A 22,029-nucleotide genomic window follows, 5' to 3' on the forward strand; every position below is an offset into this window, starting at 1 on the left:
CAGCGTGGGACCTTTGTGAGACCATGCCGAAGCTGCGGGAGTAACGAAGCCCCGAGCCAGTATCGGAACGTATAAGACTGCCCACATTGTGGAGCAGAATTGGCTGCACGTGCCGCCCACTTACTCAACTTCGCGCAACCGATAACCAAACGCCGGTTTAGGTGGTGATCTAGCGCGGCTGCCGCGATTACCCCATGTAATTACCGACGAAGGATTGCTAGCGGCGAACTCATGCTGGTCGGCAACGCGATACTGGCTGGAGCATCAGGTTGGCCGACGAGAGCGGCCCACCAAGTTGGGCAGGATCGGCCGACACGGTCGACATCGCGCCGCTCTGACAAGAGCACAGCGGGCACCCAGACACTGCCGGGTTGACTATGGGTGTCGGAACCGCGAAAAGGGGCCGCTCTTCATGAGTGGCGTGCGCCGGCAGTCTAACCCCAAGCCCCCCGCCCAGGCTGCCGGCGCGCTTCTAAAGCAGTTCCTGCGAACAATGAATCGATTGTGATGTGACGTCGAGCGGCGTTGGTGCATGGATCCGTGTCAACGGTTTGGCGATAGGCAGGCAGGATCGAAATCAGCTTGATGCGAGTGCCATGCCGTACAAACACAACGCCGATCGTCGTCATCACGTCGGAAAGATGAAATTCAGGGTGACGAATTTGGCGTGACTACGAAGCAGGTCTGCGCCGGCGTGGTAGCCTGACCTTATGGGTAACGCCGGAGGCACTGGCGGGATGGCGCGCTCCGCGACGCAAGACCCGCGGCGGCCAAGCCCGGTATTCCGATCTCGCCATTGAGACAGCGCTGACGCTGGGTTGCGTCTTCGCAATGCGGCTGCGCCAAACCGAGGGATTGCTCCACTCGCTGCTGGATCTCATGCGGCTGAAAGTTCCAGTTCCAGATCATACGACGCTGAGCCGTCGGGCACAGAAGTGGGAGCCATCAGCCCGACGAAACCCGCCGCTGCCGGACGGCCCGCTGCATGTGCTTGTCGATAGCACGGGATTGAAAGTCTACGGCGCCGGGCAATGGCTGGAGCAGAAACATGCCACCAGATCACGTCGCAACTGGCGCAAGCTGCATCTGGCAGTGGATGCCAAAAGTGGCGCGATCATTGCCCAAAGGCTGACAGATCAGGACACGGATGATCCTTCCCAGGTGGCGTTGGTGCATGGATCCTTTGTCAACGGTTTGGCGATAGGCAGGCAGGATCGAAATCAGCTCGATGCGAGTTGCCATGCCGTACAAACACAACGCCGATCGTCGTCATCACGTGGGAAAGATGAAATTCAGGGTGACGAATTGGCGTGACTACGAAGCAGGTCTGCGCCGGCGTGGTAGCCTGAGCTTATGGGTAACGCCGGAGGCACTGGCGGGATGGCGCGCTCCGCGACGCAAGACCCGCGGCGGCCAAGCCCGGTATTCCGATCTCGCCATAGAGACAGCGCTGACGCTGGGTTGCGTCTTCGCAATGCGGCTGCGCCAAACCGAGGGATTGCTCCACTCGCTGCTGGATCTCATGCGGCTGAAAGTTCCAGTTCCAGATCATACGACGCTGAGCCGTCGGGCACAGAAGTGGGAGCCATCAGCCCGACGAAACCCGCCGCTGCCGGATGGCCCGCTGCATGTGCTTGTCGATAGCACGGGATTGAAAGTCTACGGCGCCGGGCAATGGCTGGAGCAGAAACATGCCACCAGATCACGTCGCAACTGGCGCAAGCTGCATCTGGCAGTGGATGCCAAAAGTGGCGCGATCATTGCCCAAAGGCTGACAGATCAGGACACGGATGATCCTTCCCAGGTGGCACCGCTGCTCGATCAGATCGACGGCGAGATCGACCAGTTCACAGCCGACGGAGCCTATGACGGCAAGCCAACCTATCGGTCTATCCTGCAGCACAGCGCAACCGCGAACATCGTCATTCCACCGCGTGCCACGGCGGTGGAAAGCGGTGATAGCGGACCGCCTGGTCAAAGGGACAAGCACATTGCCGCAATCGCAAGCGACGGTCGGCTGAAATGGCAGGCAGCCTCCGGCTACGGCAAGCGGGCGCTGAGCGAAACAGCCATCGGACGATACAAGGGGCTGATCGGACGGCGCCTGCGAGCACGCTCTCTTCCGGCTCAACAGACCGAGGTTGCCATCGGTTGCATCGTTCTCAACCGCATGCTGGCATGGGCACGCCCGGAGTCTATCCGGCGTCAAGTCACGCAGGCATAACCAACTACATTAATGATCGAAATGCGTTCGATTTCATATCCGCGCACCAACGCCGTGCTGGTTCCATCTGTCCGCGATCGCCATATTGCAGAAATCCAGACCAAAGGGCGGATGGCATGGCAGAAATCCACCGGCTACAACAAGCGCAGTCGCGCTGAGACCCAGATGGGTCGATGGAAGGCTGTGATCGGGCCCAAACTCAAAGCGCGACATTTTGACAATCAGAAGACTGAAGCGAAGATTGGCGTCCGTGTTCTTAACCGGATGACAGAACTTGGCCGGCCCAAGTTCGAGCGCGTTGCATGAAAAATGCAGTGGATAGGGTTGCCTCGTCCAAAGTCTGATCCATGCAACAGGGCTCTGCTCGAGCGTTCGCGGGCCCCCAGAATGTATTCCATGCCCAGCTTTTCGAGCGCGGCGATGGTATCGGCGCTGATCATGCCGCGATCGGCGACAACGCAGGCGCGTGTGACGCCGAAGCGCGTTCGCAGCCGATCGACCACCGGCAACAGGACGGTCACGTCAGCGGTGTTGCCAGGCACCATCTCGGTGCAGATCGGCCGGCCCTCGCCATCAACGACCAGCGCCAGGATCATTTGCGCCAGATCGGGGCGGAAGTCCTTGGAATGCCCGCGCTTGCCCAGCGTCTCGCCGCCCGCGCCGTAGAAGGATAACGAGGTTGTGTCCATGAACACAAGGCTGAGGTCGGTGAACAGGTCCTGCCGGCGCGCGAAGAGCTTTTCCTCGATCACGTCTTTCACGCAGCGCGCCACCAGCGCGCCTTGCGCCTTTTCGCCGCGTTCCTCGCCCAGCCACGCCATGGCCCGGTAAAAGTGATGGAGCGCCAGACCCTCGGCGCCCTCGATACCATAATCGGCCATCCAGTTCGCGCAGTCGCGGTCCGAGCCCGACACGAACAGCCGATGCAACGTGCCAATGAACACCGCCCGTTCCACCGCAAAGCCGAACTGGCGCCCTTCCAGCACCTCTTCCAGCACATCGCCAATCCCGAGCCGCTGCCACAGCCGCCCGAACAACAGCGGACCGCCAATGCGGCGAGAGGCAATCCGCCCCGCGTCAATGTCGGACAGGATGAGGCTGCGTTCGCCATGGCGCGCAATCGAGGCCGCCAATCTGTCAAGTTCGCCGCTGGCAACCAGCGCATCCTTGCGGCCCAGTGCCTTTATCGTGCGCTGGCGAACGGTTTTGCCGTCGCGGACACTTTCCACGAGGTAGAGATAGCGATGGCCGCGCGCGACTCTCTCAACGACAAACATGCCAGCGTTGTTAGTAAATAAATGCCGTCAAATCCAGACAAAACAGAGCAAACAGCACAAATGTTGTTACCACACATTTTCGCGCCCGAAATTCAAGGCAAATGAATTCAATGGCTTAACGGACAGTGTTCGCTATCCGTTCACGTCCAACTGTTCAAGTTGGGTCATAGGCTCCGTCGGCTGTGAACTGGTCGATCTCGCCGTCGATCTGATCGAGCAGCGGTGCCACCTGGGAAGGATCATCCGTGTCCTGATCTGTCAGCCTTTGGGCAATGATCGCGCCACTTTTGGCATCCACTGCCAGATGCAGCTTGCGCCAGTTGCGACGTGATCTGGCGCCATGTTTCTGCTCCAGCCATTGCCCGGCGCCGTAGACTTTCAATCCCGTGCTATCGACAAGCACATGCAGCGGGCCGTCCGGCAGCGGCGGGTTTCGTCGGGCTGATGGCTCCCACTTCTGTGCCCGACGGCTCAGCGTCGTATGATCTGGAACTGGAACTTTCAGCCCCATGAGATCCAGCAGCGAGTGGAGCAATCCCTCGGTCTGGCGCAGCCGCATTGCCAAGACGCAACCCAGCGTCAGCGCTGTCTCAATGGCGAGATCGGAATACCGGGCTTGGCCGCCGCGGGTCTTGCGTCGCGGAGCGCGCCATCCCGCCAGTGCCTCCGGCGTTACCCATAAGGTCAGGCTACCACGCCGGCGCAGACCTGCTTCGTAGTCACGCCAATTCGTCACCCTGAATTTCATCTTTCCCACGTGATGACGACGATCTGCGTTGTGTTTGTACGGCATGGCACTCGCATCAAGCTGATTTCGATCCTGCCTGCCTATCGCCAAACCGTCGACAAAAGATCCATGCACCAACGCCGCGAAGATTGGCGTCCGTGTTCTTAACCGGATGACAGAACTTGGCCGGCCCAAGTTCGAGCGCGTTGCATGAAAAATGCAGTGGATAGGGTTGCCTCGTCCAAAGTCTGATCCATGCAACAGGGCTGGTTCTGGCAGGCTTCAATCACCCGCCTCGATACGCCGCCCTTCTCAAACCGTCATCACCCATTTTCCGCCATAGCTCCATGGCAACTCGTATCAAGCTGATTTCGATCCTGCCTGCCTATCGCCAAACCGTTGACAAAGGATCCATGCACCAACGCTTCTAAGAGCGGTTTCTGTCCCGGTCGCGGAACTCGCGCACCATGAGAGCCGCTTCCGTGCGGTTTCGCACATTGAGTTTGGACAGCACCCCGGTCATGTGGTGCTTGACCGTCTTCTCCTGCAGCTCCAGGCGCAAGGCAACCTCCTTGTTGCTGAGCCCCTCCGCCACCAGCCGCAGGATTTCCGTCTGCCGTTCAGTCAGTTGCCGCAACCGGTCCGCCACGCCGTTGGCAGATTGCGGGGACTGGAGATCGGAAAGCAGCCGTGCCGACAGCGTCGGCGTAAGGTAGCCCTCGCCGGCAGCCACATTGCGCAGGATGTCGGCGAGCGCGCGCGATCCGACGCCCTTGAGGATATAGCCCTGCACGCCTGCGTTCAGCGCCGTGGTTACATCGGCATTGGTCTCCGAAACCGTCAGCATGACGATCTTCTGGGCAGGATGGTCGGCGAGGATGCTGACAACCGCGGACAGGCCGCCGCCCGGCATGGAGATGTCGAGCAGCAATATGTCAGGCTGCACCGTCGAGGCGATGCGTTCGGCATCCTGCGCTGTCGCGCCTTCGCCGACGATCTCGAAACCTCCGATCTCCGACAGGCTGCGCGTCACGCCTTCGCGAAACAGCGGATGATCGTCGACAATAGCGATGCGGATAGCGCCAATCATGCTTGCTCCTCGATCGAAAGACTGATCACCAATCGCGTGCCTTGCGCTCCGGTCAAGGTCTCGAACTGGCCGCCAATGCTTTCGACCCGCTCCCTGAGGCCGGCGAGCCCCAACCCGTCGACCCGCGCCGGATCAAAACCCGGCCCGCCGTCCGACACTTCGACAAAAAGCCTGCCATTCTTCATCCCGGCCCGCACCGTCTGATCCTTGGCCCGCCCGTGGCGATAGGCATTGTTCAGCCCTTCCTGCACGAAACGATAGATGCTGATCTTTTCGGAAGTGCCGAGCTCAGGCAAATGCCTGGGTAGCGTGAGCAGCACGGACGTTCCCGTCCGGTGCTGATGTTCGTCGACCGCCATCCGCAATATGTCCGTTGCCGCGGCAGTTTCGATCTGCGGCAAGACGAGACCGGTGCAGATACCGCGAATTTCGCGCATCGCATCCTCCAGCGTCTTGCGGATCATCGCGACCTCGGTCGCGCGGTTTTCGCCCCAATGGCCGTCGCCGGAGAATACCGGGCTGTCCATGCGCAGCGCCGCCAGGGCCACGAGTTGCGCCGGTCCGTCATGCAGGTCGGCACCGATCCGGCGCAAATATCGTTCGTTGAGCGCGGTGGCGCGGCGGGACGCCCTCTGCACACGCTGCCGCAAGGCGCTGTTTTGCGTCACCAGGCCTTGCAACTCCGACACCTGGCGGCGCAGCGCCCCGCGCTGATCGTCGATGGTGCGGCTGGCGCGCAGCACGATGCTCGACAGGAGCAGAAAAGCCGTCAGGGTGGTGCCGGCCACGATCAGCCAGCTCGACAGCAGGGCAGAGGCCAGCGTGGCCTTGAAATCAGTGGCGACCTCGAAGAATTCGGTGACGGCCACCACCTCGCCCGACCAGGGTTCGCGCACGGGATTGTAGATCTCCAGCAATGGCACGCCCGCGGCCTGCTCCTTGCTTTCGGTTTCGTCGAACGTATCGAATTGGGCGGTGACGTTGCCCTGAAAGGCGGACCGCAGATCGTCGGTCAGATCAAAGCGGCGGCCGATCAAAGTTGCATCTTTCGCGTAGAGCACGGTGCCGTCCCGGCGCCAGAGCCTGAACGAGACCAGGCGCTTGCCGAGCGCGCCCTGGCCGAGCGTCTCGTCGAGCGCCTGCTTGACGGACTCGCTGAGCTCCTCGCTCTTGCGCAGGTCCGGCAGCAGCGGCGCGATCACGCTGTCGACATAGAGCGCCGTCGTGGCTGCCGAATTGCGGGTGACGCCGTCCCGGATCTGCGACGTCACCCAGGCACCCACCACCAGCATGACGGCCAGCAGGCCAAAGCCGCCGGCAACGAGGAATTGCAGGGCAAGCGAAAGCTCGCTCCAGCGCCGCGCCAAATTCTGCAGAATGCGAATCATGATCCCCTGACCGCCCTTCCATCGAACAGCTGGGCGACATCGCACATTGAGCCTCAGTCTTGCCGTTGCCAAGACCCTGTCGTTAGAACGAGGTCGCTTGACGTCTCGAGGCGCTTCGGAAACAAGGTCCGCGGCACATGCGGCGGCAGCCGCTTCGAGGGGGATGGGACGTTGAGTTTTTCGGGACTGCTGCAGCTTGGCTTTTCGACGGTGATCTTCCTTTTGGCGGCGACCGCCGCCAAGCAATGGGGACTGGCGCCGAGCCTCGGCAAGATCCTGTTGACGCTCGCGCTCTATTCGCTGGGCAATCTGATCATGCTGCGGCTGATCCGCGAATTCGGCATGTCGGTGTCGTTCAGCCTCTCGGCGGTCATCCAGCTGGTCTCGGTCAACGTCGTGGCGCTGGTGTTCTTCGGCGAGCGCGTCAACGCGCTGCAGGCCACCGGCATCGTGCTGGCGATCGCCGCAGTGGCGCTGATCACGCTTGGGCCCTATCTGCAGGGGCGTTGATCGAGATGAAGATTGCGACACCGGCCCGATGAAAGACACCGCAAGCACCCTGCTCAACCGCATCGAATTCCCGGTGCTGCTGGCCGGCCTGGTCATCGCCGGCGGCCTGTGGGGCTTCGTGGAGCTCATGGAGGTGGCGCGGGCAACCGCGTCGCACGCCTTCGACACCGAAATCCTGCTTGCCTTCCGCCAGGTTGGCCAACCGGCAATCCCGATCGGCCCATCGTGGCTGGAAGGCGCGATGCGCGACATCACCAGCCTCGGCAGCGCCAGCGTGCTGGTGCTGATCACGACGGCAACGATCCTCTATTTGCTGTTGATCCGCCGGCCGGGGACGGCACTTCTCATCTTCGTCGCCGTGGCCGGCGGCCAGGTGCTGTCGAGCCTGCTGAAGGTCGGCGTCGACCGGCCGCGGCCCGAGCTCGTTTCGCATCTGGTCAGCGAGACGTCGCTTTCCTTCCCAAGCGGCCACGCCATGCTGTCGGCGGTGACCTATCTCACGCTTGGTTCGCTCGCGGCGCGCTTCCTGCATGGCAGGGCGACGAAGATCTACGTCTTGTCGCTGGCCGTGCTGTCGACGGTGCTGGTCGGCGTCAGCCGCATCTATCTCGGCGTCCACTGGCCGTCGGATGTGCTGGCCGGCTGGTGCGCGGGCTTCGCCTGGGCGATGCTGTGCTGGCTGGTGGCGCGTGTGTTGCAGCGCCGCAAGGTGGTGAGCGACGATGCCGATGGCGCCTGACCGCACCCTCGGGCTGGCGCTCAGATCAAGCGGTTGATGAGGTGTCCACCACAGCCTGCCAGAGCCAGAACCATCGAAAGCAGGCATGCGGATGTCATCAAGGTCTTGAAAATATTCACAGCGTTACCCCCTGCCCAGATGGGCAGCACCCTAGCCTGCAATCCTCGGGAAGTATCGGAAAAAATGGACAATCAGGCGAAGGCGCTTACGCCTCAGACATTCATATTGATGCTTGAAACATCATGACAATGGTATTATACCTTATTCCTGCAGACTCAGACATGGGGTCCGGCCGATGATCACTGCCGCGCAGATGCGTGCCGCAAGGGCCTTGGCCGGCATCGACCAGAAGACGCTCGCCGAACGCGCAGGCGTTTCGCTTCCGACCATCCAGCGCATGGAAGCGAGCGATGGCGTGGTCCGGGGCGTGGTCGATACGCTGATGAAGGTCATCCAGGCGCTCGACGAGGCCGGGGTGGAGTTGATCGGCGAGAACCAGGCCAGCGAGCGCGGCGGCAGGGGCGTGCGCCTCAAACCCGCCGTGCCGCCAGATCCCAGGGCTGAGCCGGCATAAGTCGCGACGGCGACCGCCGACATTCCTGCCGACGATCCCGCCGCCTTCATGTGCGGAAGGCAGTCCATGGATCAGACACGGCAGGCAGTGCATCAATCGACCCAAAGGTCGGCCCACAAATCGACTCGTGGGTCGGCCCAAGGGTCGGCCCAAGGGTCGGCAAGCCCGACATTTGCCGAATTGTTCACGCCCAAACTGGTGACGGTCTGGCGCGAAGGTTACCACCTGCCGCAGTTCAAGGCCGACTTCATGGCCGGGCTGACCGTCGCCATCGTGGCGCTGCCGCTGTCGATGGCGATTGCGATCGCCTCCGGCGTGACGCCGGAGCGCGGCCTGTTCACAGCCATCGTCGGCGGCTTCATCATCTCGGCATTCGGCGGCAGCCGCTTCCAGATCGGCGGGCCGGCCGGCGCCTTCATCGTGCTGGTGGCGGCGACCGTCCAGCGCGAAGGTGTCGATGGATTGCTTCTGGCAACGATGATGGCCGGCGTGTTCCTGCTCGCCATCGGCTATCTCAGGCTTGGCACCTACATCAAATTCATCCCCTATCCGGTGACGGTCGGCTTCACCGCAGGCATTGCGATCATCATCTTCTCCGGCCAGATCGTCGAATTGTTCGGGCTTAAGCTTGCGGGGCCGGAGCCGGGGCCGCTGCTGCCGAAATTGATGGCGATCGGGCAGGCGGCCGGCACGGTAAACATCTCGGCGACGCTGGTGGCGGTGCTGACCATCGTCACCATTGTCGCGGTGAAGCGCTGGCGACCGGGCTGGCCGGGCATGCTGATCGCCGTCGGACTTGCCTCGCTGGTGGTGGCGCTGCTGGCGTTGCCGGCTGAAACCATCGGCACGCGCTATGGCGGCATTCCCCGCAGCCTGCCGTTTCCGACGCTGCCGACGCTCAGCATGGGCAAGATCGTCGCGGTGCTGCCGGACGCCATTGCCTTTGCCCTGCTCGGCGCCATCGAATCGTTGCTGTCGGCCGTGGTTGCCGACGGCATGACCGGCCGGCGGCACCGTTCCAACTGCGAGCTGGTGGCGCAGGGTTTCGCCAACATCGCATCCGCATTGTTCGGCGGCATCTGCGTCACCGGCACCATCGCCCGCACCGCCACCAATGTGCGGGCCGGCGCGCATGGGCCGGTCTCGGGCATGCTGCATTCACTGTTCCTGCTGGTCTTCATGCTGGTGGCCGCGCCGCTGGCCAGCTACATCCCGCTTGCTGCGCTTGCCGGCGTGCTGGCGGTGGTCTGCTGGAACATGTTCGAGAAACAGGCCTTCGCGACGCTGTTGCGCGCCTCGCGCGGCGACGCGCTGGTGCTGATGGCGACCTTCCTGATCGTCGTCTTCCGCGACCTGACCGAAGGTATCGTCGTCGGTTTCGCGCTGGGCTCGATCCTGTTCATCGACCGCATGGCCAAGTCGATCGCTGTCGAGGCGGATCTGGTGCAGGACGATGTCGCCGACAGCAGCGGTCGCGCCTATGATGCCAGCGAGGCGAGCGACGTCGACACCGTCGTCTACCGCATCTCGGGCGCCTTCTTCTTCGGCGCCGCTTCCACCGTCGGCGGCGTGCTCGACCGCATTGCCGACCAGCGTAAGAATTTCATCCTCGACTGCTCGGCGGTGCCTTTCTTCGATTCGACGGCCGCCAATGTCATCGAAAGCGCGGCCCACAAGGCCAGGCGCGCCGGTGTGCGCTTCATCATATCGGGTGCCTCTCCGCAGATACGGCGCACCCTGATCAACCACGGCGTCAAGCGGCCGCTGGTGACCTATGCCGCTTCGATCAGCGATGCGCGGGCGCAACTGACGGTTCCGCCGGCGGTTGATGCCACGCAATAGGCAGCCTGGCGGCTCAGAGGCCAGCGCCCCGTATTTCTTCAGCGTGCGCCTTCACGAGGTCGGCCATGCTGTCGAAGCGAAAATCCACCGTCGGTGCATCGCCGGGGTTCATCGTGGCGCCGAAGCCCTGATCCGCATGCCGGCGATAGATCCAGCACGTTGTCAGGCTGAAGCGATTTGCGGGAGCGTGATCGTGAAACATGCTTTCCGCAGTGTGTAGGACCTCTCGCTTTTCTACCCCGATTGTACCGAGCTTTTCGAGCATATAGTCGAAGTTCCGGTCGGAGGGCTTGTAGGAGCCGATATCTTCCGCCGTATAGATCGCGTCGAAATCAACGCCGAGCTTCTTGTTGCTGAACGAGAAACTTTCGTTGTCGACGTTGGAGAGGATGATCAGCTTGTAGTGCTTTTTGAGGTACTGCAAGGCTTCCGCGGAGTCGGCGAAAGCCGGCCAATCCCTCACGCTTTCCCCATACGCCACGCATTCCTCTCGCGTGGCGACGACACCCCACTCCTCCGCAAGTCGCTTGTAAACGATCGGCAGGAGGTCGCGGTAGCGTTTCCCCGGCGTCCATTTCTGTTGACTGGATTCGTGCCGGGCGTGCGCCTCGAGGATCTCGTTCCGGCTCAAGCTGCGGGCAGCCCTTTCTGTCAGCGGCTTCAGGCCGGCGATCATGCCGGACTCCCAATCATCAGGTCGATTTCGCCTCGGCGACTAGCCGACATGATGCTGACTGAACTGAAAGTCCTTCGACGCTGCGCTGCCCGACGAGATGAACCAGACGCCGGACAGTGTCACCGCAAGGCCAGCCAGCATCGCCTTCGAAAGCGGCTCGCCGAACATCGACCAGCCCCAGAGCATCGTCACGGGTGGGCTGAGATAGATCACGCTGCTGACCTGTGAGGCCGTGTAGAGGCGCAGGCTTGCGTAGTACGTGCCGTAGCAGAAGAAGGTCGAAAACAGCACCAGCCAGGCGATGCCGAATCCGAACCTGGCATCGAGGGGCGGCATCAGCCCGCCATTCCATCCGGCGCAAGCGGCGAAAAGGACTGCTGCCGTCAGGCATTGAATGCACAGGCTCTGATGAATGGGCATATTGATCGTCCCCATCCGCTTCTGCACCACCGTTGCCAGCGCCAGAACCATCATGGAAGCGACTGTCAACAGATATGCCCAGGCCGGGGCCGTCCCGAGGCTCAGGCTGTCCAGCGAAACGATGAGAACGCCGGTCACTCCGAGAGCCGTTCCGATCCATTGTCTCCCGGTCAATCGATGTCCCAGAACCGGCTGCGACAAGGCCGCGATTGCGAGCGGGACAAGATCGGAAATCAGCGCGACAAGGCCGGTCGGCATGCGCTGGCCGATGGCAAGCGCGAATCCGCCGAGATAGAGGAACATCGTCGCCACGCCGAAGACTATCTGCTGGACAAGGGCACGGGCGCTTATGCGCGGTCCGATCAGGAGAGCAAATGGCACGAGGATCAGCCCGGACATCAAGGTCCGCCAGAACAGCACCAGCATGACATCGGCATTCTCGCTGGCGTAGCGGATGCCGACGAAGCCGGAACTCCAGCTTACGACCAGCGCCGTCGCCATTGTTGGCCACACGAGGCGATGGATCTTGGTTTGCGGGAGCGCCATGAAATCTCTCTGTTCAAGCCGGCCCGTGACCCCGAAGCGGAGCATGTCCGACGTGGCTCAGACCATTGAAGGCTCCAGCGCGTGTTTGCACATGACAAATTTCGATACGATCATGAAGCAGTCAGAAAAATCGCCATACTGGCTTGCCTGAAACGCATCGGAGGATCAGAAATTGGCGCGTCTCTTTGGTTTCGAGCGAGGATTGTCATGACCGGACTGATGAGCCGCCGCTTGGATGTCGACGCCTTGCGCGCACTGGTCGCGATCGAGAAGCACGGCGGCGTCACGCGCGCGGCCGAAATTCTCGGCCTGTCGCAGTCGGCCGTCAGCCACAAGATCAAGAGACTCGAAACGAGTCTCGACTGCGAAATCCTCACCCGGAAAGCAAACGCGCCGATGTTCACCACGGCCGGACGGGACCTGCTTGGCTATGCGCGGCGCATTCTGGGCATCCATGACGAGGCGGTCCTGAGCCTGTCGAAAAGCTCTTTGCAAGGCAAGATCGCGCTGGGAATGACCGAGGATACCACCTGCACGGACCTTTCGCGCATTCTTGGCCGGTTTCGCCGGCTCTACCCGGAGGTGAGCGTCCGCACGCAGGTGCGCATGAGCCTCGTCTTGCAGGAGCAGCTCAGCCAGGGAGCCCTTGACGCCGCCATCATCCAGGTATTCCAGCACGAGGTCCGCCCCGCCGACATCCTCCTGTTCCGCGAGACGCTGCATTGGGTGAAATCTCGCGACCTGGTTCTGTCGAACGGGAAGCCGGTCCCATTTCTTTCCTTCGATGAGAATTGCTTTTACCGGCGCTGGGGCATCGACGTCGGGCAGGACGAGGATACGGTGTTGGAGACCGTGTTCGAATGCTCCAGCGCGGCCGGGATCATTGCAGGCGTGACCGCGGGGCTCGGCGTGGCACTCCTGAGTCAGCGGTACCTGCAGCCCGACATGGAGATTGTCGACAACACATTCCCCAAGCCGCCAGACCTGGCCTATGTCATCAGGCGCGCGCGCACCCCTAGGAACCCCGCGCTCGAGACTCTGGTCAGGGAGATCGAGGCTGAGGTAAAGCGTTACGGGACGCTGCAAATTGCCGTCTAGAGCTTGAGCGCGGCGCGCTGCGAAAGCTGGCAGGGCTGTTATTTCTGAAGCGATCTCGGACCGCTGACGAACGGGCTTCCCCTGACATAGAACCGCAGCAGCCGGTCCGCATCCTTGGTAATGCCGATCCTGATGCCTTGCCCGATCTCGCCGGCCTTTTGGCCGTCCTTCGCCAGCCATAGCGGCCCTTTCCGGCAGAGGTCGAGCCCGTCGAGCGACCGATCGATCCGCAGCGCCGCGGCCAGCCTGCCCGGTCCGCGCGCCAGGTCGCGCAAGCGCTCGACGCCGCGATTCTGACGCATGATGGCGATGCCCTCGAGTGGCTCGAGCGCCCGGATCAGCACGCCCGTTCCGATTCCTTCCGCCTCGCTCGAGACATTCAGCATCATGGAGACGGGCTAACGCAGCCGTATCATCAGGCAGCTCCGAACGAGCGATCGGCGGATGATCTTCCCCATGGCTCACGGCATGCGCTCGACCCATTGCGCACGCGACGGTCCCGGCTCGAACGGGTCGCTGAAATACTGGGTCTCGTGGGCCACCTTGCCGTCGAGGAACTCCATGATGCTGACTGTATAGGAGGGCCGCCCGTCATAGGTCAGGACATACTCGGTGACCCAGAGACCATCCGTGCCGGTGATCCGCCGCACGGCAAAACGCTTGCGGTTGGGCTGCGCGGCGCGGGAGGCCTGGATGTTGCGCCGCCCGTGGATGCGCTCGCCCGATTGCGGATAGTCAAGCACCGCATCCTCCCGATAGATCTCATGCTCTGCCTCGAAATCACCGGCATCCGAGGCGGCCCAGTGACGATCCAGAGCCACGGGGATGTCCCGGTCTTCCATGGCAATGTCTTCCATCGCAATCCTCCTTGACCGTCACCGTGGGATGGCCCGTCGTAGCACGGTCCATCCCACGGCTGTTAGCCAGAGGTCGCGCGGATCGACCTTGAGGCGCCGGCTCTCAGTCCAGCTTCAGCGCCGCGATTTCGCCCTCGTTCATCAGCGGCACATAGAGGATCGACTTGCCGCCGGTGCCGATGTCGGCGCTGCCCGGCTTGAAATGCGCCACCGCTTCCGGTGCGCCACCGGCCTTGTATCGGTAAAGCGTGCCGGTCATGTAGGCGGTGGCGTAGATGGTGTCGCCAATGGCGACGACGCCATCGAGGTCGGCGAATTTCTGCGCGCCGGGCAGCGGCGAAATCGCCTTGCTTGCGAGGTCGATGGCGAGCAGCCCGCCTGGCTCCGCCGTGCTGAAGTCGGGCTTGATGCCCTTGCCCCAGGAGGCGACGATCAGCCTGTCGCCATCGGCGAAGACGCCGTTGGGCGAAGCCAGCAGCGCATCCCTGACGAACAGCTCCGGCCGGTCGCCGTCGATGCGGTAGATCGTGTCGGCCAGCATGTCGCTGACATAGACCTTGCCTGTCTGGTCCGAGGTCATGTCGTTAAGGAAGACGGCATTTGGCACCACGATGCTGGCGATCAGCTTGCCGCTGGCGAGATCGACGACGCGGACCTTGGTGATGTCGGCGACATAGAGTTTGCCGCCGGATATCGCCATGCCCTTGGGCGCGTCCATGCCGTCGGTCCAGTGCTGGGTGATCATCTTGCCGTCGAGGGAGAGCACCGAGAGATAGCCGTTGCCGTCCGCAGCGCCGGGATTGCCCACGATGTTGGAGACGATGATGCGGTTATTGGTGGCGTCGAACAGCGCCGATTCCGGCTGTTCGAGGCCCGTGGCGCGCCAGAGCTCGCCGGCCCGGGCGACGGGTGCGGCGGTAATTCCGATGGCGGCGGCAAAGGCTGAGAGGATGAGGCGGTTCATGGCTGTTCTCCTGTGATGACAGGCAAGAGCTAGGATTTTCGATACTTTTCCGGAAGCCAGATTACCGCTAGTATCAAATATCGATACGAAACTGCCGGCAAGAGGTGCATGCCATGAACAGTCTGATCTTCGAGGCGCTGAAGCGGACGCTGAAGGCCAAGGGCGTCACCTATCGCGAGCTTGCCGAACGCATGGGCGTTTCCGAGCCGACGGTGAAGCGCATCTTCCACGAGCGCAACTGCAAGCTCGACCGGCTGATGGAGATCTGCACGGCCGCCGGCGTCGAGCTGGAGAACGTACTCGGCTCGATGAACCGCGGGCCGGGTCCGGTCAACCACATCGCGCCCGAGATCGAACAGAGGCTGGCCGGCCGGCCGGCGCTGCTGTTCATCTTCGTCATGCTGTCGGAAAAGTTCACGCCCGAAGGCATCATGCGCTCGCAAGGCCTGAGCGAGGCCTCGATGTTCCTCTATCTGCGAGACCTCGAGGAGCTCGGCCTGATCGCGCTCGGCCGGGGTCTTTCGGCAAGATTGCTGGTCGAGACGCCGATCCAGTGGAATTTCGAAGGGCCGCTGAGGCCGCTGTTCGAGATGACCAACAAGAATTTCATCGGCTGGGCCATCACCCATATCGACAAGGAGGCGACCTTCGTCAGCTTCTCCAGGCGGATGCGGCCGGAGACGGCGGAGATGGTACGGCGCGAGGCCGAGGAGTTGGCCGAGCGCGCCAAGCTGCTCGCCCATCACGACCAGCATACGACGCCCGAGGACGGGCTCACCGGCTACAAATTCACGTTTGCCTTCGGCGCGACGCCGTTCCCCGCGATCATGCCGATCGGCCCGCACCCGCGCGATGCCGGGGCAAGGCCCGACGATCGGGTCGCCAAGACACGTCGCCCCATGCCGGCCTAGCATCTGCTATTCGGCGGCCCTCGTCTCCGCGCCCGCAGCCTTGTCGTCCCAGACCATCTGCCGGTAGTCGAAACCATATTCCAGCGTCGGCTTGACGATGCGGAAAAACGGCGACAGGTCGAAGTCGCGAGGCGTGTAGAGCGAGTGGTGGCGAATGTGCAGGATTTCCTTGCGCATGTAGGTCGACTGCGCCGAAGCGCGGCCCGGCGCACGGGTGATCTCGGGCAGGATCGGGTAGTGGATCTGGCCATAGGCCTCGGCGATGAGCGAGGAGCAGATGGCCCGCGTCGGATCGCCGGAGCCGAAAGCCAGCATGCGGCGCCGCCAGCGCACCGGCACCGGCGGTGTCGGGAAGAAGTAGCGCAACATGTCGAAAATGTTCTTGAGGTCGTATCTCAGGCCAAGCTTGCCGATCATGAAGGCGACGACGTGATCGCGGTCCTCCGGTGTCAGCCCGCTCGCCCGGCAGATGCGGGTGTTGTAGGTGCGATAGCGCGACAGGGGTACCGCCACGCAGCCTTCGCCGAGCGTCACCTCGATCAGCCGACGCCGCTCGGTTCCGTCCTCCGGTTCGGCCAGCGCGTCGCCGACATAGAATGCCGCATGCGACCAGGTCGACTGGGTGAGGTATTTGATAGCCGCCGAAATCTTCTGGTTGCCCTCGACCAGCAGGATGTCGCCTGGCTCCAGCGTGCGGCGCAGCGTTTCGGCGTCGGATGGGGTATAGGGCTCATAGCCGGAGGATTCTTGCTGCAGCCGGCCAGCCAGCCAGCGGCCAAGTCGATCCAGAAGCGTGTCGCCGGGCTCGGTCATGGTAGAGCGTGACTAGCACGGGCCGGCGCGGGAGTGCCAGCGCGCCGGCGTTTGGTCAGCCGGCGGAAGCGTTCGTCTCGTCATGCGGCGCCGGGCTGGCCAGGTCGTCGCGCGCCTTGCGGGCCAGCTTGCGTGTCGAGCGCTTGGGGCTGTCGCCGAACAGCTCGGCCGCCTCGGCAAGGCAGGATTTCCTCAGGCTCTTCTCCGAGCGCTTCAACAGCTTGCCGAGAAGCTTTGTGTCCTCGTGCGGACCCAGCGGCTCGTCGTCCGCCTCGAGCAGCGCGCGCATGACGAACAGGTCATGCAGTTCGCCGAGCCGCTCGCCCAGTTCATCCACCGCCTTGCGCCGCGCCTTGATCGGCGTCGGCCACAGCCTTCCCAGCAGGGACAGGTGCATGCCATGCGTCTTGGCGGCCTTGCGCAAATCATGGAAATCATTGGCTTCGCCGCGCGCGCTGGCCTTGTCGAGCGCCTTTTTGGCGCGGCGCAGAGTGACGCGTGCGCCCTCGGCCAGCACGTCGGCTGCCTGTTCCGGCTGGTCGGGCAAGGCGAGGCTTTCGATTCGCTTCATGCCGTCTTCGCAGGCAGCGGTCGCCGCGCCGATCGCGGCTTCGAGGCCGGCGCCTTCATGCAAATCGTGCTGACGGGCGACCAGCCTGTCGCGCACGGCGTCGAGCCCGCCATCGGCGCTCTCCTTGGGAAAAGCTGCGGCCAGCCGGTCGAGGGTCTCGATCAGCGCCGTCGCCTCGCGGGGGGCGGCAAGCAGCGCCGCCACGTTGCGATAGCATTGATTCTCTGTTGTGCAGAATGTTTCGTCACCGGAATGAACCAGCCGCAGCAAGGCACGCGCGCTCTTCAGCCGCTTGCGGCATTTATGCAGCCCCTGTTCCGGCCGGCTGCGCGCCGCATCCAGATGCTGGAGCGCCTTGCCGATTTCCGCGGCAAGGATGCGCCTGACCTCGCCGGTCAGCGGCAGGCGCGGGTCGATGCGAAAGCTCATGCGGCGATCTCCGGTATCCCCCCGAGGGCGAGCGACGCGTTGTAGAATTTCTGCTCGCCGGTCACTTCACGGCCGAGCCAGTCAGGCAGCATTTCGTCCGGCACATCTTCCGGAGTTTCGAGTTCGGCCACCACAAGTCCCGCCAGTGCACCGCCAAAGACATCGACTTCATAGAGATAGCCGCGATGCCTAACATGGTGACGTGTCTTCTCGATGACACGTCCGATGGCGAAGTCCAGCATCTCCAGGGCATCGACAAGCGGGATCGGATATTCGAACTCGTCGCGCTCGCGAGCGCCGCTGCCGAATTTGAGCGTCAGCTTGGCGGAAGCGCCGTCGCTGATGCGGATGCGGACGGTTCGCCCGGGCGCCGTGGCGAGATAGAACTGTCGCATGCGGATGTCCGCCTCGGCCAGCTCCCGCCATGCGGTGCTGGAGACCAGGAACTTGCGCTCGACTTCCTTGCCCATGGCCGCGCACTAAAGCGTTTGGCGCGGGCGATGGCAAGACAGCTCCGAACACAAGTTGACTTTAATCAATCGATTGATTAAAGCCCTGTCATGATCAAATTGCCCGACGCCAAAAATTCCCGCCGCGAGACATCACCGGAGCCGACCCGTGCAGCACTCGTGCAGGCGGCGCTGAAACTGTTCGGCCGGCAGGGTTTCGACGGCACCTCGACCCGTGAGATCGCGGGCGAGGCGCAGGCCAATATCGGCTCGATCGCCTATCATTTCGGCGGCAAGGAGGGCCTCCGCGCCGCCGTCGCCGACTATATCGTCGAAACCGTCCAGGCTGTTGCCGGCCGGGCACTGGCCGCCGGCCAGGCGCCAGCCAGTGGCCAGGCCGCGCCGGCGGGCGATCCCAAGGCGGCGCGCGCGCAGCTTTTCGCCGCAATAGAGGGGATCGTCGGTTTCGTCGTGGCGCAGCCGCACGCCGGCGAGATCGTGCAATTCTTGCTGCGCGAACTGCAGCATCCCACCGCTGCGCTCGACCGCATCTATGACGGCGTGTTCGAGCCCACGCATCGCCGGCTATGTTATCTCTGGGAGCAGGCGACCGGCGAGCCGGCCGAAAGCGAGCGGACCCGGCTCACCGTGTTCACGCTGATCGGCCAGGTCGTCTATTTCCGCATCGGCCGCGAGGCGGTGAAGCGCCGCATGGGCTGGCACGACATCGGCGCCGCCGAGGCCGCCAAGGTCGTGGCGGTCACGACGGACAATCTCAGCGCCATACTGGCCGCCCGAATGGGATCAAAACCTAAAATGGGATCAAAACCCCCAATTGGATCAAAACAATGAGTTTCCTTTGCTCCTTGCCGCTTGCCGCCAAGCTCCTCAGTGCCTGTGCGCCCGCCGCTCCACTCGCCGTCGGCTATGTCGAGGGCGATTATGTGCTGCTGGCGCCGATCGAGGTGGCGCAGGTCGAGACCGTCGCCGTCAAGCGCGGCGATCGCGTCACGCCCGGTGCGACGGTGGTGACGCTGGAAAGCGCCGACGCCAGGATCGCGGTGGCGCAGGCCCAGGCAAGCCTCGCCCAGGCGCAGGCGCAGCTCGCCGATCTGCAGGTCGGCAAGCGGCCGGAAGAGATCGCCGCACTCAAGGCGCAGGTCGACATGGCCAAGGCGCAAGCCGACGATGCAAAGCGCAAATACGACCGCGCCGCCGATCTGTTCAAGCGCGGCACCGGCACCCAGGCCGATTACGACACCGCCTCGGCGACGCTGGAGACCGCCAACGCCCAGGTCGGCCAGGCGCAGGCCAATCTCGCCGTCGGCGGCCTGCCGGCGCGGCCCGAGACGATCAAGGCCGCCGACAACCAGGTCAAGCAGGCGCAGGCAGCCCTGCAGCAGGCTCAGTGGCGGCTGTCCAAGCGCACGCTCGCCGCACCTTCGCCCGGCCGCGTCAACGACGTCATCCGCAATCCCGGCGACACCGCCGGCCCGACCGCGCCGGTCATCTCGATGCTGCCTGACGGTGCGGTCAAGCTCAGCGTCTACATACCGGAAGCCGCCTTCGCCTCGGTCAGGATCGGCAGCCTGCTCAGCGTCCATTGCGACGGCTGCGGCCCCGATGTGAAGGCGCGCGTCAGCTATGTCTCGCCCGATCCCGAATTCACCCCGCCGGTGATCTATTCGCTCGAGAACCGGCAGAAGCTGGTCTATCTGGTCGAGGCGCGGCCGGAGGGCGACGCCGGCCCGCTGCAGCCCGGCCAGATCGTCGACGTCGATCTTGCGGGAACGGCAAAATGAACGCCATCGACGTTCACGGCCTGGTCAAGCGGTTCGGCGACAAGACCGTCGTCGACCATGTGACGATGTCGGTCGCCGAAGGCGAGATCGTCGGCTTCCTCGGCCCCAACGGTTCAGGCAAGACCACCACCATCCGCATCATGTGCGGCCTGCTGACGCCCGACGAAGGCGAAGGCACGGTGCTCGGTTTCAACATCCGCACGGAGTCGCTCAGGATCAAGCGCGAAGTCGGCTACATGACGCAGAAATTCTCCTTCTACGAAGATCTGACGATCGGCGAGAACCTCGAATTCGTGGCGCGGCTCTACCGGCTGAAACCGGTCGAGGAGTATGTCGCCAGGACATTGGAGGAACTCGGGCTGACCACGCGCCGCAACCAGCTGGCCGGCACGCTCTCCGGCGGTTGGAAGCAGCGGCTGGCGCTCGCCGCCTGCATCATGCACAAGCCGAAATTGCTGCTGCTCGACGAGCCGACGGCAGGCGTCGACCCGAAGGCGCGGCGCGAATTCTGGGACGAGATCCATCGCCTCGCCAGCGGCGGGCTCACCGTGCTGGTCTCGACCCATTACATGGACGAAGCCGAGCGCTGCCACCGCATCAGCTACATCTCCTATGGCAAGATGCTGGCCACCGGCACCGTTGAGGAGGTGGTGAAAAACGCCGGCCTGACGACGTTCGTGGTGCAGGGTCCACGGCTCGCCAAGGTGGCCGAAGAGCTGCATGGCCGCCCCGGCGTCGACCAGGTGGCGCCTTTCGGTGCCACGCTGCATGTCGTCGGTTCCGACAGGAAGAAGCTCGAGGCAGCCCTTGCCGATGTCGAGAAGGAGCATGAGCGCGTGACGGTCGCGCCGGGCGAAACCAGCCTGGAGGATGTCTTCATCCAGTTCATGTCGGGGTCGAAGGACAATATGGCATGAACAGCGTCTTCTCTTTCGCCCGGCTCGGTGCCCTGCTGATCAAGGAATTCATCCAGATGCGGCGCGACCGCATCACCTTCGCCATGATGCTCGGCGTGCCGCTGCTGCAGCTCATTCTGTTCGGCTTTGCCATCAACAACGATCCGAAGGGCCTGCCGACGGCGCTGGTGGCGATGAGCAACGACCAGTATACGCGCGCCATGGTCTCGGCGCTGCAGGTGACGGGCTACTACCATTTCGACCATGTTACCGAAAGCGCCGAAGAGGCGGAGTTCCTGATGGCGCGCGGCGACGTTTCCTTCGTCGTCACCATCCCGGCCGACTTCGCCAGCCGAGTCGAGCGCGGCGACAATCCGCAGATCCTGATCGAGGCCGACGCGACCGATCCCTCGGCCGCGAGCGGCGCCATTTCCACGCTGAGCACGGTGGCGAGCCAGGCGCTGCTGCGCGCGCAAGGCATGCAGGCGGCGGCCGCCGAGAATGCCAGACAGCAGCTGCAGGTGGTGGTGCACCATCGCTACAATCCTGAAGGCATTTCGCAATACAACATCGTGCCCGGTCTGCTCGGCGTCATCCTGCAGATGACCATGGTGATGATGACGGCCATGGCGCTGACCCGCGAAACCGAGCGCGGCACGATGGAAAACCTGCTCGCCATGCCGTCCAGTCCGGCCGAAATCATGCTGGGCAAGGTGCTGCCCTTCCTTGTCGTCGGCGCGGTGCAGGTGGCGGTGGTGCTGGTGGCGGCGAAGCTTCTGTTCGATATCCCCTTCGTCGGCAGCCTGACGCTGCTGTTGTCGTCGGTGCTTGTCTTCGTGCTGTCGCTGGTGCTGCTCGGCTACACCATCTCGACCATGGCCCGCTCGCAGATGCAGGCGATGCAGCTCACCTTCTTTTTCTTCCTGCCGTCACTGCTCCTGTCCGGCTTCATGTTCCCCTATCGGGGCATGCCGGGCTGGGCCCAGGCGCTGGGCGAAATCTTCCCGCTGACGCATTTCCTGCGCATCACCCGATCGGTGATGCTGAAGGGCGCCGACTTCCATGCCATCGCCACCGAGGTCGGCTGGCTGGCCGTGTTCGTGCTGGTGTTCGCGGGCACCGCGCTGCTGCGGTTCAGGCGCACGCTGGACTGACCGGCGCTCGCAAGGAGGTCGCTGAAAAGGCTACGCTACGTGCAGGCCACTTGGGTTGGATGGCAGGCCGTC

Annotated in this window: 20 protein-coding genes and 4 pseudogenes; 12 read left to right on the forward strand and 12 right to left on the reverse strand. The window is 63.3% G+C overall.

All coding sequences use genetic code 11. The features are described 5' to 3' along the window. Positions 1-596: 596 nt before the first annotated feature. Both ACVILI_RS04520 and ACVILI_RS04525 read left to right on the forward strand, forming a co-directional pair. Positions 597-1,164, forward strand: a pseudogene (locus ACVILI_RS04520) (IS5 family transposase); the annotation flags it as partial. A 76-nt stretch (positions 1,165-1,240) separates the two neighbouring features. Next, the gene (locus ACVILI_RS04525) at positions 1,241-2,224 is read left to right on the forward strand and encodes an IS5 family transposase (RefSeq protein WP_457102343.1); all 984 of its coding nucleotides are present in this window, start codon (positions 1,241-1,243) and stop codon (positions 2,222-2,224) included. Between the two features lie 353 nt (positions 2,225-2,577). On the opposite strand, the pseudogene ACVILI_RS04530 reads toward ACVILI_RS04525, so the two are convergent. The 4 genes and pseudogenes from ACVILI_RS04530 to ACVILI_RS04545 all read right to left on the reverse strand — a co-directional run. Continuing rightward, positions 2,578-3,501: pseudogene (locus ACVILI_RS04530) on the reverse strand (IS1634 family transposase); the annotation flags it as partial. Between the two features lie 163 nt (positions 3,502-3,664). Continuing rightward, positions 3,665-4,294, reverse strand: a pseudogene (locus tag ACVILI_RS04535) (IS5 family transposase); the annotation flags it as partial. Positions 4,295-4,655: 361 nt separating this feature from the next. Then, complete coding sequence (locus ACVILI_RS04540) at positions 4,656-5,318, reverse strand: response regulator (RefSeq protein WP_019862240.1); 663 nt, start codon at positions 5,316-5,318, stop codon at positions 4,656-4,658. Next, a complete protein-coding gene (locus ACVILI_RS04545) occupies positions 5,315-6,706 on the reverse strand; it encodes a sensor histidine kinase (protein WP_027047576.1) in 1,392 nt (463 codons plus the stop codon). Before ACVILI_RS04545 ends, ACVILI_RS04540 begins: the two co-directional genes overlap by 4 nt. Before the next feature lie 171 nt (positions 6,707-6,877). Here ACVILI_RS04545 and ACVILI_RS04550 point away from each other — a divergent pair, with 171 nt between their 5' ends. The 4 genes from ACVILI_RS04550 to ACVILI_RS04565 all read left to right on the forward strand — a co-directional run bounded on the left by ACVILI_RS04550 (position 6,878) and on the right by ACVILI_RS04565 (position 10,371). After that, positions 6,878-7,216 carry a hypothetical protein gene (locus tag ACVILI_RS04550; protein ID WP_019862242.1) on the forward strand — a complete coding sequence of 113 codons (339 nt, stop codon included), beginning with the start codon at positions 6,878-6,880 and terminating at the stop codon, positions 7,214-7,216. A 28-nt stretch (positions 7,217-7,244) separates the two neighbouring features. Next, positions 7,245-7,955, forward strand: coding sequence for a phosphatase PAP2 family protein (locus ACVILI_RS04555; protein ID WP_019862243.1), 711 nt, complete (start codon positions 7,245-7,247; stop codon positions 7,953-7,955). A gap of 295 nt (positions 7,956-8,250) precedes the next feature. Continuing rightward, a complete protein-coding gene (locus tag ACVILI_RS04560; RefSeq protein ID WP_010912541.1) occupies positions 8,251-8,529 on the forward strand; it encodes a helix-turn-helix domain-containing protein in 279 nt (92 codons plus the stop codon). A gap of 66 nt (positions 8,530-8,595) precedes the next feature. Next, a complete protein-coding gene (locus tag ACVILI_RS04565) occupies positions 8,596-10,371 on the forward strand; it encodes a SulP family inorganic anion transporter (RefSeq protein WP_083246499.1) in 1,776 nt (591 codons plus the stop codon). A gap of 13 nt (positions 10,372-10,384) precedes the next feature. Here ACVILI_RS04565 and ACVILI_RS04570 read toward each other — a convergent pair. Continuing rightward, positions 10,385-11,062 (reverse strand): annotated as a pseudogene (locus ACVILI_RS04570) (haloacid dehalogenase type II); the annotation flags it as partial. Positions 11,063-11,086: 24 nt separating this feature from the next. Continuing rightward, a complete protein-coding gene (locus tag ACVILI_RS04575; RefSeq protein WP_240564568.1) occupies positions 11,087-12,013 on the reverse strand; it encodes a DMT family transporter in 927 nt (308 codons plus the stop codon). A gap of 207 nt (positions 12,014-12,220) precedes the next feature. On the opposite strand from ACVILI_RS04575, the gene ACVILI_RS04580 reads away from it, so the two are divergent. Beyond that, positions 12,221-13,111, forward strand: a complete 891-nt coding sequence (locus ACVILI_RS04580; RefSeq protein WP_019862247.1) for a LysR family transcriptional regulator — start codon at positions 12,221-12,223, stop codon at positions 13,109-13,111. 38 nt (positions 13,112-13,149) lie between these two features. Here the strand turns inward: ACVILI_RS04580 and ACVILI_RS04585 are convergent, their stop codons facing one another. The 3 genes from ACVILI_RS04585 to ACVILI_RS04595 all read right to left on the reverse strand — a co-directional run bounded on the left by ACVILI_RS04585 (position 13,150) and on the right by ACVILI_RS04595 (position 14,932). Next, positions 13,150-13,500 (reverse strand): DNA-3-methyladenine glycosylase, encoded by a 351-nt coding sequence (locus ACVILI_RS04585; RefSeq protein ID WP_457102344.1) that lies wholly within the window; start codon positions 13,498-13,500, stop codon positions 13,150-13,152. A gap of 72 nt (positions 13,501-13,572) precedes the next feature. Next, positions 13,573-13,953 (reverse strand): nuclear transport factor 2 family protein, encoded by a 381-nt coding sequence (locus tag ACVILI_RS04590; RefSeq protein WP_038653595.1) that lies wholly within the window; start codon positions 13,951-13,953, stop codon positions 13,573-13,575. Between the two features lie 118 nt (positions 13,954-14,071). Next, complete coding sequence (locus ACVILI_RS04595) at positions 14,072-14,932, reverse strand: SMP-30/gluconolactonase/LRE family protein (RefSeq protein WP_038650908.1); 861 nt, start codon at positions 14,930-14,932, stop codon at positions 14,072-14,074. A gap of 113 nt (positions 14,933-15,045) precedes the next feature. On the opposite strand from ACVILI_RS04595, the gene ACVILI_RS04600 reads away from it, so the two are divergent. Then, positions 15,046-15,843: a helix-turn-helix domain-containing protein gene (locus ACVILI_RS04600; protein ID WP_038650911.1), complete on the forward strand. Its 798-nt coding sequence runs from the start codon at positions 15,046-15,048 to the stop codon at positions 15,841-15,843. A gap of 6 nt (positions 15,844-15,849) precedes the next feature. On the opposite strand, the gene ACVILI_RS04605 is transcribed toward ACVILI_RS04600, so the two are convergent. From ACVILI_RS04605 to ACVILI_RS04615, 3 genes are read right to left on the reverse strand one after another with little or no spacing between them, the layout of a single operon-like run. Continuing rightward, a complete protein-coding gene (locus ACVILI_RS04605) occupies positions 15,850-16,656 on the reverse strand; it encodes a C40 family peptidase (RefSeq protein WP_019862251.1) in 807 nt (268 codons plus the stop codon). 55 nt (positions 16,657-16,711) lie between these two features. Then, positions 16,712-17,656, reverse strand: coding sequence for a CHAD domain-containing protein (locus tag ACVILI_RS04610; protein WP_019862252.1), 945 nt, complete (start codon positions 17,654-17,656; stop codon positions 16,712-16,714). After that, positions 17,653-18,126, reverse strand: coding sequence for a CYTH domain-containing protein (locus tag ACVILI_RS04615; protein WP_457102345.1), 474 nt, complete (start codon positions 18,124-18,126; stop codon positions 17,653-17,655). The genes ACVILI_RS04610 and ACVILI_RS04615 overlap by 4 nt, the downstream gene beginning before the upstream one ends. 90 nt (positions 18,127-18,216) lie before the next feature. Between ACVILI_RS04615 and ACVILI_RS04620 the strand changes: the two genes are divergently transcribed. From ACVILI_RS04620 to ACVILI_RS04635, 4 genes are read left to right on the forward strand one after another with little or no spacing between them, the layout of a single operon-like run. After that, positions 18,217-18,957 carry a CerR family C-terminal domain-containing protein gene (locus ACVILI_RS04620; protein WP_038650918.1) on the forward strand — a complete coding sequence of 247 codons (741 nt, stop codon included), beginning with the start codon at positions 18,217-18,219 and terminating at the stop codon, positions 18,955-18,957. Next, on the forward strand, positions 18,954-19,907 hold the full coding sequence (locus tag ACVILI_RS04625; RefSeq protein ID WP_019862255.1) for an HlyD family secretion protein: 954 nt from the start codon (positions 18,954-18,956) through the stop codon (positions 19,905-19,907). The genes ACVILI_RS04620 and ACVILI_RS04625 overlap by 4 nt, the downstream gene beginning before the upstream one ends. Beyond that, on the forward strand, positions 19,904-20,824 hold the full coding sequence (locus tag ACVILI_RS04630; protein ID WP_019862256.1) for an ABC transporter ATP-binding protein: 921 nt from the start codon (positions 19,904-19,906) through the stop codon (positions 20,822-20,824). Before ACVILI_RS04625 ends, ACVILI_RS04630 begins: the two co-directional genes overlap by 4 nt. Continuing rightward, positions 20,821-21,957: an ABC transporter permease gene (locus tag ACVILI_RS04635; RefSeq protein WP_010912557.1), complete on the forward strand. Its 1,137-nt coding sequence runs from the start codon at positions 20,821-20,823 to the stop codon at positions 21,955-21,957. The genes ACVILI_RS04630 and ACVILI_RS04635 overlap by 4 nt, the downstream gene beginning before the upstream one ends. Positions 21,958-22,029 lie beyond the last annotated feature (72 nt).

Source organism: Mesorhizobium sp. USDA 4775 (genome assembly GCF_054062655.1).